We start from the raw sequence: 12881 nt of genomic DNA, 5'->3' as shown, positions 1-12881 counted from the left end.
GGAGACGCGGGCGGTCAGGACAGCTCGACCTCGCCGTCGCCGGCCTGGCCGCCCTTCTTCCAGCCGTCCGCCTCGACGTCGTTGACCCAGGTCGCGCCGCTGTAGCCGACGCGCCGCAGCTGGTACTTCTCCGCGTACGCCACCGACCAGGACGCCACCAGCCAGCCCCGCTTCTTCGTCGTGATCGCCGGGTCGCCGAGCGCCCTGGCCAGCTGCTTGCGCGCCTCGGCGGTCCTGGCCTGCGGCGCGGGCGTCTGCTTGGGCGGCGGATACCAGCAGTGGACGGACCTGGGCACCCGGCCGGTGAAGGCGGCGGCCAGGATCTTGGCGTCCTGCTCGTGCTGCGCGTACGCGTAGCCGCCCGCCGACCGCTGCACCTCCTGCGCGGCCTCGGCCAGCGGCAGCTTGCGGTAGTTCTTGACCTTCACCAGGGCGGCGAAGAACTTGTTGCTGGCGTAGACCGGGTCCATCAGCTGCTTCTTGCGCCCCCAGCCCTGCGACTCGCGCTGCTGGAACACGCCCACCGAGTCGCGGTCGCCCCAGGAGAGGTTGCGCAGCTTCGACTCCTGCAACGCGGTGCCGTACGCGATGACGACGGCCCGCTCGGGCAGGCGGCGGCGGGCCGCGACCGCGGCGATGGTCGCGGAGACCTGAGCCTGCTCCGGATCGAGGGTCAGGACGCCCTCGGGGGTGCGCACCATGCAGTAGGCCTCCGGGAGGACCAGCGGCGTCGCCCGCTTGAGCAGGAGGTAGAGCCCTACGGAGACGCCGACGGCGAGCACCACGACGATGATCGCGATGGTGATGACTCCACGGGAGAAGCGCAGGCGCACCCTGAAGAACCTACCCGGCCGGATAAGCTCCGTGGCCATGAGTCACGTGATGTCCCCGGTGGTGGACGAGCTGTGGGAACGACGCGCGGAGCTGTCCCCGGCCGACGTGGAGGCCCGCATCCAGGTGGTCGGCGCCGTCGACCTGCTGGACAAGGGTGAGGCGAGGGTCGCCCGCCTGGTCGGCGGCGAGGTCGTGGTGGACGAGCGGGCCAAGCGCGCGATCCTGCTCGCCTTCCGGCTGCTGGGCATGGCACGTTCCCAGGTGGGCGACTTCCAGCACCACGACAGGGTGCCGCTCAAGACCTCTTTCGAGGGGGTGCGGGTGGTGCCGGGCGCCATCGCGCGCTGGGGCTCGTACCTGGCGCCGGGGGTGGTGCTGATGCCGTCGTTCACGAACATCGGCGCGTACGTGGACTCGGGCACCATGGTCGACACGTGGGCCACGGTGGGCTCATGCGCCCAGATCGGAAAGAACGTGCACCTGTCCGGCGGAGTGGGCATCGGCGGCGTCCTGGAGCCGCCGGGCGCGGTGCCGGTCGTCGTGGAGGACGACGCGTTCATCGGCAGCCGCTCGATGATCGTCGAGGGCGCGCGGGTGGGCCGGGGCGCGGTGATCGGGGCGGGCACGATCCTGTCCGGCACGATCCCCGTGATCGACGTCCAGACGGGCGAGGAGCTGGCCAGGGGCAGGGTGCCCGACTGGTGCGTGGCGGTCGGCGGCACGCGGCAGAAGGAGTTCCCCGGCGGCACGTTCGGGCTGCCGTGCGTGCTGGTGATCAAGCGTCTGGAGCCGGAACAGCGGCACGACAAGGCGGCACTCAACGAGGTGCTGCGCGAACATGGAGTGAACACCTGATGCTGGACCTGACACAGGACGTACGCGCGCTGACCGCCGCGATCGTGGACATCGAGTCGGTGAGCGGCGACGAGAAGGCCCTGGCCGACGCGGTCGAGGGGGCGCTGTCCGCGCTGCCGCACCTGAAGGTCGACCGCTCCGGCGAGACGATCGTGGCCCGCACCGACCTCGGCCGGGCCGAGCGGGTGCTGATCGCGGGCCACCTCGACACGGTCCCGGTCGCGGCCAACCTGCCCAGCCGGGTGGAGGGCGACCTGCTCTACGGCTGCGGCACCTCCGACATGAAGGCGGGCGTGGCGGTCGCGCTGAAGCTGGCGGCCACCGTCCCGGCCCCCAACCGCGACGTGACGTACGTCTTCTACGACTGCGAGGAGATCGAGGCCGAGCGCAACGGCCTGACCAGGGTCGCCAGGGACCACCCCGAGTGGCTGGCGGCCGACTTCGCGGTGCTGATGGAGCCGACCGACGGCGTGATCGAGGGCGGCTGCCAGGGCACCCTGCGCGCCGACGTCACCGTGACCGGCAAGCGGGCCCACAGCGCGAGGTCGTGGTTCGGGGTCAACGCCGTCCACGGCATCGAGCCGGTGCTGGCCAGGCTCAACGCCTACGAGGCGCGGCTGCCGGTGGTCGACGGGCTGGAGTACCACGAGGGGCTCAACGCGGTCGCGGTGCGCGGCGGCGTGGCCGGCAACGTCATCCCCGACGAGTGCGTGGTCACCGTCAACTACCGTTTCGCCCCCGACCTGACGGTCGAGCAGGCCGAGCAGCACGTGCGCGAGGTGTTCGAGGGCTACGAGGTGAGCTTCCTCGACGCGGCGCCCGGGGCGAGGCCCGGCCTGACGCATCCCGTGGCCGCCGCCTTCGCCGCCGCGGTCGGCGGCACCCCGCGCGCCAAGCTGGGCTGGACGGACGTCTCCCGCTTCTCCGCGCTCGGCGTCCCGGCGGTGAACTACGGCCCCGGCGACCCGAACCTGGCGCACCAGCAGGGCGAGTACGTGTCGCTGCCGAAGATCACGGAGAGCGAGCGGGCCCTGCTCGACTGGCTGACAAAATGAAAGTGGCTTTCCTCGCCGGCCATTTGGCGGGGAAAGCCACTTTCAGTCCCGAGCAGCACCCTCGGCAGTTAGACGCAGGGGGGTCGAAATTCGGTTCCCTGCTTTTCCCAAGATTTTTTCGGCGCCTTCATCTGGCCTTCGACCTGGGCGTTCATCCTCAAAGTGTCCGCTTCGGCGGGCGCGGCCGGGGTCGGGAACGGCGCCGCGGGCCGGTACGGAGAGGACTAGCGTGACCACCATGGAACAGAAGCAACGAGCCGAACGCCGTCAGGGGCAGGCGGTCGTGCGCGGGAGTCTCGTCCCCAGCTCCACCCACGACCAGCGGCTGCTCGACCGGCAGGGTCCGTCCGACTGGGTGCACATGGACCCGTGGCGGGTGCTGCGCATCCAGGCCGAGTTCGTGGAGGGGTTCGGCCAGCTCGCCGAGCTGCCCGCGGCGATCACGGTCTTCGGCTCGGCCCGCACCCCCGAGGACACCCCCGAATACCAGATGGGCCGGCGGCTCGGCCGGGCGCTGGCCGAGTCCGGCTACGCGGTGATCACGGGCGGCGGCCCCGGCGTCATGGAGGCGGCCAACCGGGGCGCCTCCGAGGTCGAGGGCGCGGTCTCGGTCGGGCTCGGCATCGAGCTGCCGTTCGAGCAGCGCATGAACGACTACGTCGACCTCGGCATCGAGTTCCGCTACTTCTTCGTGCGCAAGACGATGTTCGTCAAGTACTCGCGCGGCTTCATCGCCCTTCCCGGCGGCTTCGGCACGCTCGACGAGCTCTTCGAGGCGCTGACGCTGGTCCAGACCCACAAGGTCACCTCGTTCCCGGTCGTGCTGATGGGCTCGGAGTTCTGGGGCGGCCTGCTCGACTGGATCAAGAGCACCCTGCTCGGCACCGGCAAGATCGCCGCCCAGGACCTCGACCTGATCTCCGTCACCGACGACCCCGACGAGGCCGTGCGGATCATCGCCGACTCCGACCGGGCCCGCTCCCACCAGCGGGAGGAGGAGCTGGAGGCCGCCGCCGCCCAGACCGCGGAGCCCCAATAAGCTGTCGGCCCGTGAACATCTGCGTCTTCTGCGCCTCCAGCCTGCGCATCGACAGGAAGTACGTCGACCTGGCCGAAGAGGTGGGCGCCGAGCTCGCCAGGCGTGGTCACACGCTGGTGAGCGGCGGCGCCACGGTCTCGTGCATGGGCGCGGTCACCTCCGCCGCCCGCGCCGCCGGCGGGTTCACGGTCGGCGTGATCCCGCAGGTGCTGGTGGACATCGAGGTGGCCGACACCGACTCCGACGAGCTGATCGTCACCGACGGCATGCGCGAGCGCAAGGCCGTCATGGACGCCCGCTCCGACGCCTTCCTCGTGCTGCCCGGCGGCATCGGCACCCTGGAGGAGCTGTTCGAGATCTGGACGGCGCGGGTGCTCGGCATCCACGACCGCCCGCTGGTGATCCTCGACCCCTGGGGCCTGTACGAGCCGCTGCGGCAGCTCGTCTCCGGCATGCACGCCGAGGGCTTCACCCGGGCCGACGTCTTCGACGCGATCTCCTGGACGACCACGGTCGAGGAGGCGTTCGCCCATCTCGAAGCGCGTCCGCAGCCGGTCCGTCCGAGCGTCGCCGAGCTGGGTGAGGCCACCGGCTGAGCAGCCTGCCCCGATTGCCCGCTCTTGTGGTAGATCGCTGAACGTGCTCGTCCATATGAGTACGATGCCAATGTGCTGGTCATACTCGCCATCGCCGCGATCGCCATCCTGGCCTGCGTGGTCCTGGTCTCCCTCGGCAGAGGCGGGGAGCTGACCGAGTTCCCGCCGGACGTCCCGCCGCTCGACCTGCCCGAGGCCGGACAGCTCACGGCGGTCGACTTCATGGCGCTGCAACTGCCGGTCAACCTGGTCGGCTACCACACGCAGAGCGTCGACGAGACCCTGCGCCGGGCCGCCCAGGCCATCAGCGCCCGCGACACCAGGATCGCCGTCCTGGAGCAGCGGGTGTCGGAGCTGCTGTCCAGCCGGCTGCACGCGCGCCAGGAGATCTACGCCACGCCCGGGGCCGGGCTGCGCACCGACCACGAGCCCGAGGCGCCCGCCGCGCCCAGGGAGCTGCCGGAGTCCGGCGACCCGGTCACGTCGAGCGGCGCGACGGTGGAGTGGGCGGGCGAGCCGGAGCTGCGCGACCCGTCGGAGGAGCCGGACTGGCGCCTCCCGGAGCAGGCCGACCCCGAGAAGGACGAGCCCGAGAAGGACGACCCCGAGAACGACGAGCCTGAGAACGACGAGCCCGAGAAGGACGACGACGACTCCGTGCGCACGACCCCGGGCAAAGAGGACAAGGACAAGGACGAGCGCCCGTGACCGAACTCATCCGGTGCACCTGGCCGGGCATGGGCGACCCGCTGTACATCACCTACCACGACGAGGAGTGGGGCCGCCCGGTCAAGGGCGACGACGAGGTCTTCGAACGCGTGGCGCTGGAGGCGTTCCAGTCGGGCCTGTCGTGGCTGACGATCCTGCGCAAACGGGAGAACTTCCGCGCCGCCTTCGACGGCTTCTCGACCGTCAAGGTGGCCGCCTACACCGAGCGCGACGTCGAACGGCTGCTCGGCGACGCCGGGATCGTCCGCAACCGGGCCAAGATCGAGGCCGTGATCGGCAACGCCAGGGCCGCGCTCGACCTGCCCGAGGGCCTGTCGGAGCTGGTGTGGCGGTTCGCCGACCCCGACGCGCCGGTGCCCCGGACGATGGCCGACGTGCCCGCCATCACCCCCGGCTCCAAGGCCCTGGCCAAGGAGCTGCGCAAGCACGGCTTCAGGTTCGTCGGCCCGACCACCGCGTACGCGCTGATGCAGGCGATCGGGCTGGTCAACGACCACATCGAGGGCTGTCTGGCCCGCTGAGCGCCCCTGAGCACCGGCCGATCAGCGGCCTCTGAACACCGGCCGCTCCTTGGCCAGGAAGGCGCGGGTGGCGTCCTGGTGGTCGTCGGTGGCCACGCACGCGTCCTGCAGGTCGGCCTCCAGCGCGAGCGAGTCGGCCAGCGAGTGCGTGGCGGAGTGGGCCAGCGCGCGCTTGGTGGCGGCATAGGCCGTGGTCGGCCCGGCGGCCAGGCGTACGGCCAGCTCGTGAGCGGTCTTCGGCAGGTCGTCGGCGGGCACCACGCGCGTGACCAGCCCCAGGTCGAGCGCGGCGGAGGCGTCGAGCGGCTCGCCGAGCAGCAGCAGCTCGGTCGCGCGGCCCCGGCCGACCAGGCGCTGCAACGTCCAGGACGCGCCGGAGTCGGGCGCCAGCCCGATGCCCGCGAACGCCAGCGCGAACTTGGCCTTGTCGGAGGCGACGCGCAGGTCGCAGGCGAAGGCCAGGGCCGCGCCCGCGCCCGCCGCGACGCCGTTGACCGCCGCCACGACCGGCTTGGGCATGGTCGCGATCAGCTCGACGATCGGGTTGTAGTGCTCGCGCACGGTGTCGGCCAGCCCGCGGCCCGCGGCCAGGTTGGCGGCGTGCTCGCGCAGGTCCTGGCCCGCGCAGAAGGCCCGGCCCGAGCCGGTGAGCAGCACCGCCCTGACCTCGGGGTCGGCCGCCGCCCTGCCGACCGCCGCCAGCAGCGCGGCCTTGACCTCGGCCGTGAGCGAGTTCATCGACTCCGGCCGGTCGAGGGTGACGGTGGCGACGGCGTCGGCCATGTCGTAACGGATCACATGAGCTCCCTGTCGACGAACGCGGCGGCTGCGGGCAGCAGCCTGGTGGCCTCCTGCTCGAAGAACGTGCGGGCCTTCTCGCCCGGCCAGCCCGCGGGCAGCAGCTCGGCCGGCAGCCCGGGGTCGCGGAACAGGAAGTTGCGCCAACCGTGCACCAGTCTGCTCCTGGTGGCGAACACCCGGTCGGGCGGGGCGTCCTCGGGCAGGGTGCTGATCAGCGTGACAGCTTCGGCGTGCCAGTGCTCGTACGCCTCGCCGATGGCCGCCAGGTCCCAGGCCCGCGCCACCAGCTCGCGCGGGTCGCCCTCCAGCGCCGCGTCGAACCGGTCGGCCCGCACGCCCTCGCCGTCCAGCAGGTTGTCCAGCTCGATGGAGGAGCGCGGCCCGATCCACGTCGTCTCCGACAGGCAGGCGTAGCCGAGGAAGGTCAGGTCGGCCCTGATCCGCTCCCGGCGCTGGCGCTCCCTGACCGGCTCGATGACGATCACGTGCCAGCGGCCGTGCCAGGCGAGTGTCCCTGATCGGTAAATTCTCAGCGCTGCCTCATCCAGGCGCCTGACACATTTCGGCGTGAGCCCGTAGCCGGCTCCCTGGGGCAGCCGCAGCGGGCGCAACCAGCCCTGCCGGACCATCCGCGAGACCGCCGTGCGGACGGCCGGAGCGGCGATTTCCAGGGGGTTCATGAGCCGTACGAGCGCGGCCACGGTCGCCTGCCCACCGCGTGAACGCAGGTGGTCTCCGTACAGGTCGAAGAGAGCGGCGCGAGCGTGCACGAAGTCCAGTTTGGACGCCATCGCCTGGCTCGACAACGCATTCTGGGAGGAGATCGTTACCCATGAGGGCTCTCGATGCGGGAGAATAGGACATCACAGAAGACGTGAATGCGCCGACCACCCCCTCGGGCGGTCGGAAATCGCGGGCCGCGGGAGCCCAAGGCAGGAAGGGATGCACGCATGGCGGCGATGAAGCCGCGGACCGGCGATGGTCCGCTCGAGGTCACCAAGGAAGGGCGCGGCATAGTCATGCGGGTCCCTCTCGAAGGTGGCGGCCGGCTCGTCGTGGAGATCTCCGCCGACGAGGCAAAGGCGCTCGGCGAGGCGTTGAAGAACGTCGTCGGCTGAGCGCTCCCGAGACAACCTGATCCTCCGACCCTGGCGTAAGTCCGGCGCCAGGGTCGCTGACGTTTGGAGGGTTCCGTGCCCATCGAGACCACCGTCTCCGCGGTCGCCGAGGTTCCTGAGGGCGCCGAGCTGCTGGCCGTGCCCTACGCCTCCGACCTGCGTCCCGCTGTCGAGCCGTACGTCGAGCTGCACCTTCCGGTAGCCGACCTGCTGGCCCACTACGAGGCCAAGGGCGAGGCGGGCGAGATCGTCGAGGTCCCGGTGGCGCGGGCGGGCGGAATCGGGCGCGTGCTCCTGTACGGAGTGGGCGACGGCTCGCCGCGGGCGTTGCGCAGGGCCGGCGCGGCGCTGGCGCGCAAGGTCAAGGGCCGCGACACGCTGACCGTGGTGCCGCCCGAGGGCGACGTCGCGGCGATGGCGGAGGCCGCTCTGCTGGCCGGATACACCTTCAAGATCGGCAAAGAGGGCCGGAAGGGCGTGCGGGCGATCGAGTTCGCCGGCGCCGACGCGGAGCCGCTGCGCCGGGCCGAGGTCGTGGCGGAGGCCGTCGCGCTGGCCCGCGACCTGGCCAACATGCCGTCCTCGGTCAAGCATCCCGCCTGGCTCGCCGAGCGCGCCGCCGAGCAGGGCCTGCCGGTGCGGGTGTGGGACGAGGAGCAGCTCCAGGCCGAGGGGTTCGGCGGCATCCTGGCCGTCGGGCGCGGCTCGGTCCGGCCGCCCCGGCTGATCCAGCTCTCCTACGTCCCCGAGCAGCCGGCCGAGCGGCACGTCGTGCTGGTGGGCAAGGGCATCACGTTCGACTCGGGCGGCCTGTCGCTCAAGCCGACCGAGAACATGAAGACCCAGAAGACCGACATGGCGGGCGGCGCGGTGGTGATCGCCGTGCTGGCCGCGCTGGCCCGGCTGGGCGCCCCCGTACGCGTGACCGGCCTGATCGCCGCCGCCGAGAACATGCCGTCCGGCACCGCCCAGCGTCCCAGCGACGTCATCAGGCACTACGGCGGCCGCACGGTCGAGGTGCTGAACACCGACGCCGAGGGCCGGCTCGTGCTGGCCGACGCGCTGGCCTACGCCGACGCCGAGCTCGACCCCGACGCGGTCGTGGACATCGCCACCCTCACCGGGGCCATCTCCGTGGCGCTCGGCCGCAACGTCGGCGCCGTCTACGCCTCCGACGAAGACCTGGCCGCCCAGCTGCTGGCCGCCGGTCAGGCCAGCGACGACCGGCTCTGGCGCATGCCGCTGATCGACGACTACGCCCCGGCCCTGGAGTCGTCGATCGCCGACCTGGCCAACGTCGAGAGCGGCTCGCGCTACGGCGCCGGGTCCATCACGGCGGCGCTGTTCCTGCGGGAGTTCGCGGGCAAGCGCCCGTGGGCGCACCTCGACATCGCCGGGGTCGGCCGCAGCACGGTCGACGAGGGCACCCTGACCAAGGGCGCGACCGGGTTCGGCGTGCGCGTGCTGCTGGAGTGGCTGACCCGGGGCTGACCCGGGCGGCTCGGGCTAGTCGGCGATCTTCACGGCGGCCAGCAGGCCGTCGCCCAGGGGCATGAGCACCGACCGCAGCCGGTCGTCCCCCTGCACCAGCTTGCCCAGCTCGCGCAGCGAGACCGTGTCGGGGTCGCGCTGCGTGGGGTCGGCCACCCGGTCGTGCCACAGGGCGTTGTCGAAGGCCACCACGCCGCCGACGCGCAGCAGGCGCACCGCCTCGGCCAGGTAGTCGACGTACTCCTGCTTGGCGCCGTCGGCGAAGACCATGTCGTAGCCGCCGTCGGAGAGCCGGGGCAGCACGTCGAGCGCCCGGCCCGAGATCAGCCGCACCCGTCCGCCGGAGAAGCCCGCCTCCGCGAACGCCTGCCGGGCCAGCCGCTGGTGCTCGGGCTCGACGTCGACGCTGGTCAGCGTGCCGTCGCCGCGCATGCCGCGCAACAGCCACAACCCCGAGACGCCGCAGCCGGTGCCGATCTCGACGACCGACTTGGCGTTGACGACGGTGGCGAGGAAGCAGAGCGCCGCCCCGCCCCCGGGAAGGATGGGCACCGCACCCATCTCCAGCCCGCGCTGACGCGCCGCGTGCAGGATCTCATCCTCGTGATGGAACTGCTCCGCATAGGCCAGAGTGGCCTCCACCGGACTGGTCATCGGCCTCCTCCCCCCACTTTCGTGCGATTGGTCACCGATCGCAGCCTAGGGGAGTCACGCCTGGACGGGAACTCAGGACGGTCCGAAGGCGTTGCAGGTTTAAACGGGCTTTGCCGGTCCGGAAGGCAGGCAGTGCGCACGAAGGGACGAAACCAGGCACTATGACGGTAGCGGTGGTCCCAGAGAGAGGAGTGCTGGTGGACGAAAGCGACCACCAGGCGGATACTCCCGTGTCGTCTGATTGGACGCCTCCCACATGGGAGGAAGTGGTGCGGACTCACTCCGCACGCGTGTACCGGCTGGCGTACCGGCTTACCGGCAATGTCCACGATGCCGAAGACCTCACGCAGGAGGTCTTCGTCAGGGTCTTCAGGTCGCTGTCGAGCTACACCCCCGGCACGTTCGAGGGCTGGCTGCACCGGATCACGACGAACCTGTTCCTCGACATGGCGCGGCGCAAGCAGCGCATCCGGTTCGAGGGGCTGGCCGACGACGCCGCCGAGCGGCTGCGCGGCCGTGAGCCGTCGCCGGCGCAGGCGTTCGACGACGCCCACCTGGAGCCCGATATCCAAGCCGCCCTCGACGCGCTCGCCCCCGAGTTCCGGGCCGCGATCGTGCTGTGTGACATCGAGGGCCTGTCCTACGAGGAGATCGCGGCCACGCTCGGCGTCAAGCTGGGTACGGTCCGAAGCCGTATTCACCGTGGCCGGGCGCAGTTGCGGGAGGCGCTCGACCATCGGGCCCCCCGTACTACCCAACTCCCCCCGACCGTGATCAGTGGGGAGGAAGTCTGATATGGCTCATCTAGGAGAACGCGTTTCGGCGCTCGTCGACGGAGAGCTGAACCACACCGAGCGCGATCGCGCGCTCGCCCACCTGACCTTCTGTGCTGACTGCCGGCGGGAGGTCGAGTCGATGCGGGCGCTGAAGTCGCGCCTGCGCTCGCTCGACGGCCCGGCGATGCCGGCCGATCTGACCATGTCGCTGCTGCGCATGGCGGAGCCGGGCGGGCCGCTGCCGCCGAGGGAGCGCCCTTTTCCTACCCGTACGTTCGGGGGGGTGCCCATCCCTGGGCCCCACAGCATCGCGCCCCTGGACAACCGCCCGCGCCGGGACGCCACCGCTGGGGCCTCGGGCCCTGGGCGGGGCGGTAGGCGACGCGGGGCCTACGTCGCGGTGGGCGTGGTGTCCGCCGCCGTCGCACTCGGCACCTTCTTCGCGGTCTCGGGCACAGGGCCCCAGACCTCGCCGCCGCCGGTCGAGCTCTGGCGGGTCCAGCACTCACCGGCCACCAGCGCGCCGCCCACCGCCACGCCTTGAACCGGGGGCTCGCCTGGGATACTCGGGTGGCGTAGTCGACGATGCCAGGGGCATACGATCTGGGTTCGGGATTTGTCGCAAACAAAGCCTTTTATGACCCTCGTATGCCGCCAGAGCAAAGATTGCGGTGGCCGAGCAAGGAGTGGTGAGACGTAGATGACCGACGAGACGCGCCCGGGCGAAGGACGCACGACGTCGGACTTCCCCGAGCCACAGGGGCGGCCGGAGTTCCTGCCCGCCGACGAGCCGGGCGAGCAGGCGGACCGCCGGTCCGACCCGCCCGCCTCGTTCGGCGCGTCCTGGGGCGACCCGTCGGGCCGCCCCGACACCCCGGGCGTGTCACCGTACGAGCCGCCGGGCCGTTCCGACAGTCCGGCGTCGCCGTACCAGCCGCCGGGCCGTTCCGATGATGTGCCGCCGCAGGACGGGGGCACGCGGGCGTACGAGGGCCCGTCGTTCGAGAGCCCCGCCGGGCCGCGAGGGTTCGAGAGCCCGTTCGAGAGCCCTGGCGGCACGCGGGCCTACGAGACCCCGTCCTTCGGGCCGGCGGAGACCGGGCCGCGGCCGATGCAGCCGCCGCCCTTCATGGGCGCGTACGGCGGCAACCACCCGCCGCCGCCGCGGCAGGCCCTGGGCATGGGCCCGGGGTGGGCGCCGCCGCCCCAGGGCGGGCCCGGCGCGGGCGCGCTGCCCAGGCGCGGACTCAACGCCGGCGCGCTGATCGCGATCGCCGTGGCCATCGCGCTGGTGGCCTCCGTGCTCGGCAGCCTCGGCACGTACCTGCTGACCAGGTCGGGCAGCAGCGGCACCGACCCGTCCTACAGCCTCGGCCCGGCCCCGACGGGCGCGACCAACAGGGCGCCCGACTCGGTGGCCGGCGTGGCCGCGCGGGTCCTGCCCAGCGTGGTCTCGCTGGAGGTCGGCAACGGCACCAACACCGAGGGCGCGTCCGGCTCCGGATTCCTGATCAAGAACGGCTACGTGGTGACCAACAACCACGTGGTCGCCATGGCCGCCAAGGGCGGCGAGATCAAGATCATGTTCAACAACCGCAAGACCACCGCGGGCCGCATCGTCGGCCGCGACCCGGGCTCCGACCTGGCCGTGGTCAAGCCCGAGGAGACCTTCGGCACGCCGGAGATCACCCTCGGCAACTCCGACCAGGTCGTGGTGGGCGATCCGGTGATCGCCATCGGCTCGCCGCTCGGCCTCAGCGGCACGGTCACCACGGGCATCGTCAGCTCGCTCAACCGTCCGGTCATCGCCGGCGACGAGACGGGCGCCGCCACCGAGGAGCCCGCCTACATCAGCGCCATCCAGACCGACGCCGCCATCAACCCCGGCAACTCCGGCGGCCCGCTGGTCAACGGCCGGGGCGAGGTGGTCGGGGTGAACTCGGCCATCGCCACCCTCAGCCGCTCGGTGAACAGCCAGAGCGGCAGCATCGGCCTGGGCTTCGCGATCCCGGTGAACCAGACGCGGCGGGTGGCCGAGGAGCTGATCACCACGGGCAAGGCCAAGCGTCCCAAGATCGGGATCGTGCTGGACAAGGACTACAAGGGCCAGGGCGTGCGCATCGCCTCCGAGCCCGCCGAGGGCCGCCAGCCGGTCGACGCCAACGGCCCCGCCGACAAGGCCGGGCTGAAGGCGGGCGACGTCATCCTGGAGGTCGACGGGCTGGCGCTGCAGGACGGCAACGAGCTGATCGCCCTGATCCGCAGCAAGGCGCCGGGCGCCAAGATCACCATCAAGTACCAGCGCGCCGGAGCGGAACGCACCGCCACCCTCACCGTCGTCGCCGACGATCAGCCGGCTCCCACCCCGTCCTGAGTGATATGACCCATGGGGGACGGTTCACCCACGGGCTG

The 12881-nt window shown here is 71.7% G+C and carries 15 protein-coding genes; 10 read left to right on the top strand and 5 right to left on the bottom strand.

What is annotated here, in order from left to right; all coding sequences use genetic code 11:
* Nucleotides 1-14: 14 nt before the first annotated feature.
* Nucleotides 15-872 (bottom strand): hypothetical protein, encoded by an 858-nt coding sequence (locus tag ACIBQ6_RS41265; RefSeq protein ID WP_358294392.1) that lies wholly within the window; start codon nt 870-872, stop codon nt 15-17.
* Here ACIBQ6_RS41265 and ACIBQ6_RS41260 point away from each other — a divergent pair.
* From ACIBQ6_RS41260 to ACIBQ6_RS41245, 4 genes are all read left to right on the top strand, one after another.
* The gene (locus tag ACIBQ6_RS41260) at nt 871-1689 is read left to right on the top strand and encodes a 2,3,4,5-tetrahydropyridine-2,6-dicarboxylate N-succinyltransferase (protein ID WP_352325370.1); all 819 of its coding nucleotides are present in this window, start codon (nt 871-873) and stop codon (nt 1687-1689) included. The two genes, ACIBQ6_RS41265 and ACIBQ6_RS41260, sit on opposite strands and share 2 nt — an antisense overlap.
* Nucleotides 1689-2744: a succinyl-diaminopimelate desuccinylase gene (dapE, locus tag ACIBQ6_RS41255; RefSeq protein ID WP_358294391.1), complete on the top strand. Its 1056-nt coding sequence runs from the start codon at nt 1689-1691 to the stop codon at nt 2742-2744. The genes ACIBQ6_RS41260 and dapE overlap by 1 nt, the downstream gene beginning before the upstream one ends.
* Before the next feature lie 238 nt (nt 2745-2982).
* Nucleotides 2983-3783, top strand: a complete 801-nt coding sequence (locus tag ACIBQ6_RS41250) for a TIGR00730 family Rossman fold protein (protein ID WP_397218496.1) — start codon at nt 2983-2985, stop codon at nt 3781-3783.
* Nucleotides 3784-3794: 11 nt separating this feature from the next.
* On the top strand, nt 3795-4379 hold the full coding sequence (locus ACIBQ6_RS41245) for a TIGR00730 family Rossman fold protein (protein WP_358294389.1): 585 nt from the start codon (nt 3795-3797) through the stop codon (nt 4377-4379).
* Between the two features lie 389 nt (nt 4380-4768).
* Here the strand turns inward: ACIBQ6_RS41245 and ACIBQ6_RS41240 are convergent, their stop codons facing one another.
* On the bottom strand, nt 4769-5044 hold the full coding sequence (locus ACIBQ6_RS41240) for a pentapeptide repeat-containing protein (protein ID WP_397218605.1): 276 nt from the start codon (nt 5042-5044) through the stop codon (nt 4769-4771).
* Nucleotides 5045-5083: 39 nt separating this feature from the next.
* Between ACIBQ6_RS41240 and ACIBQ6_RS41235 the strand changes: the two genes are divergently transcribed.
* The gene (locus ACIBQ6_RS41235) at nt 5084-5629 is read left to right on the top strand and encodes a DNA-3-methyladenine glycosylase I (protein ID WP_357974337.1); all 546 of its coding nucleotides are present in this window, start codon (nt 5084-5086) and stop codon (nt 5627-5629) included.
* A gap of 21 nt (nt 5630-5650) precedes the next feature.
* Here the strand turns inward: ACIBQ6_RS41235 and ACIBQ6_RS41230 are convergent, their stop codons facing one another.
* Nucleotides 5651-6412, bottom strand: coding sequence for an enoyl-CoA hydratase-related protein (locus ACIBQ6_RS41230; protein ID WP_358294613.1), 762 nt, complete (start codon nt 6410-6412; stop codon nt 5651-5653).
* Nucleotides 6413-6423: 11 nt separating this feature from the next.
* On the bottom strand, nt 6424-7221 hold the full coding sequence (locus tag ACIBQ6_RS41225) for a PaaX family transcriptional regulator C-terminal domain-containing protein (protein WP_387677288.1): 798 nt from the start codon (nt 7219-7221) through the stop codon (nt 6424-6426).
* A gap of 159 nt (nt 7222-7380) precedes the next feature.
* On the opposite strand from ACIBQ6_RS41225, the gene ACIBQ6_RS41220 reads away from it, so the two are divergent.
* Together ACIBQ6_RS41220 and ACIBQ6_RS41215 are read left to right on the top strand one after the other, a co-directional pair.
* Nucleotides 7381-7548: a DUF3117 domain-containing protein gene (locus ACIBQ6_RS41220; protein ID WP_020545024.1), complete on the top strand. Its 168-nt coding sequence runs from the start codon at nt 7381-7383 to the stop codon at nt 7546-7548.
* A gap of 75 nt (nt 7549-7623) precedes the next feature.
* The gene (locus ACIBQ6_RS41215) at nt 7624-9039 is read left to right on the top strand and encodes a leucyl aminopeptidase (RefSeq protein WP_397218495.1); all 1416 of its coding nucleotides are present in this window, start codon (nt 7624-7626) and stop codon (nt 9037-9039) included.
* Nucleotides 9040-9054: 15 nt separating this feature from the next.
* Here ACIBQ6_RS41215 and ACIBQ6_RS41210 read toward each other — a convergent pair whose 3' ends face one another.
* A complete protein-coding gene (locus ACIBQ6_RS41210; RefSeq protein ID WP_352325381.1) occupies nt 9055-9693 on the bottom strand; it encodes an O-methyltransferase in 639 nt (212 codons plus the stop codon).
* Nucleotides 9694-9854: 161 nt separating this feature from the next.
* Here ACIBQ6_RS41210 and sigE point away from each other — a divergent pair, with 161 nt between their 5' ends.
* From sigE to ACIBQ6_RS41195, 3 genes are all read left to right on the top strand, one after another.
* Nucleotides 9855-10487, top strand: coding sequence for an RNA polymerase sigma factor SigE (gene sigE / locus ACIBQ6_RS41205; protein ID WP_352325382.1), 633 nt, complete (start codon nt 9855-9857; stop codon nt 10485-10487).
* A gap of 1 nt (nt 10488) precedes the next feature.
* Nucleotides 10489-11013 (top strand): anti-sigma factor, encoded by a 525-nt coding sequence (locus ACIBQ6_RS41200; RefSeq protein ID WP_352325383.1) that lies wholly within the window; start codon nt 10489-10491, stop codon nt 11011-11013.
* A 156-nt stretch (nt 11014-11169) separates the two neighbouring features.
* Nucleotides 11170-12843: a trypsin-like peptidase domain-containing protein gene (locus ACIBQ6_RS41195; RefSeq protein WP_397218494.1), complete on the top strand. Its 1674-nt coding sequence runs from the start codon at nt 11170-11172 to the stop codon at nt 12841-12843.
* The last annotated feature ends 38 nt before the right edge of the window (nt 12844-12881 follow it).

Origin of the sequence: Nonomuraea sp. NPDC049655 (assembly GCF_044465465.1) — a bacterium.
GTDB lineage: Bacteria > Actinomycetota > Actinomycetes > Streptosporangiales > Streptosporangiaceae > Nonomuraea.
Note: the sequence above shows the minus strand (reverse complement) of the source record. Positions and strands in the feature narration are given on the sequence as shown.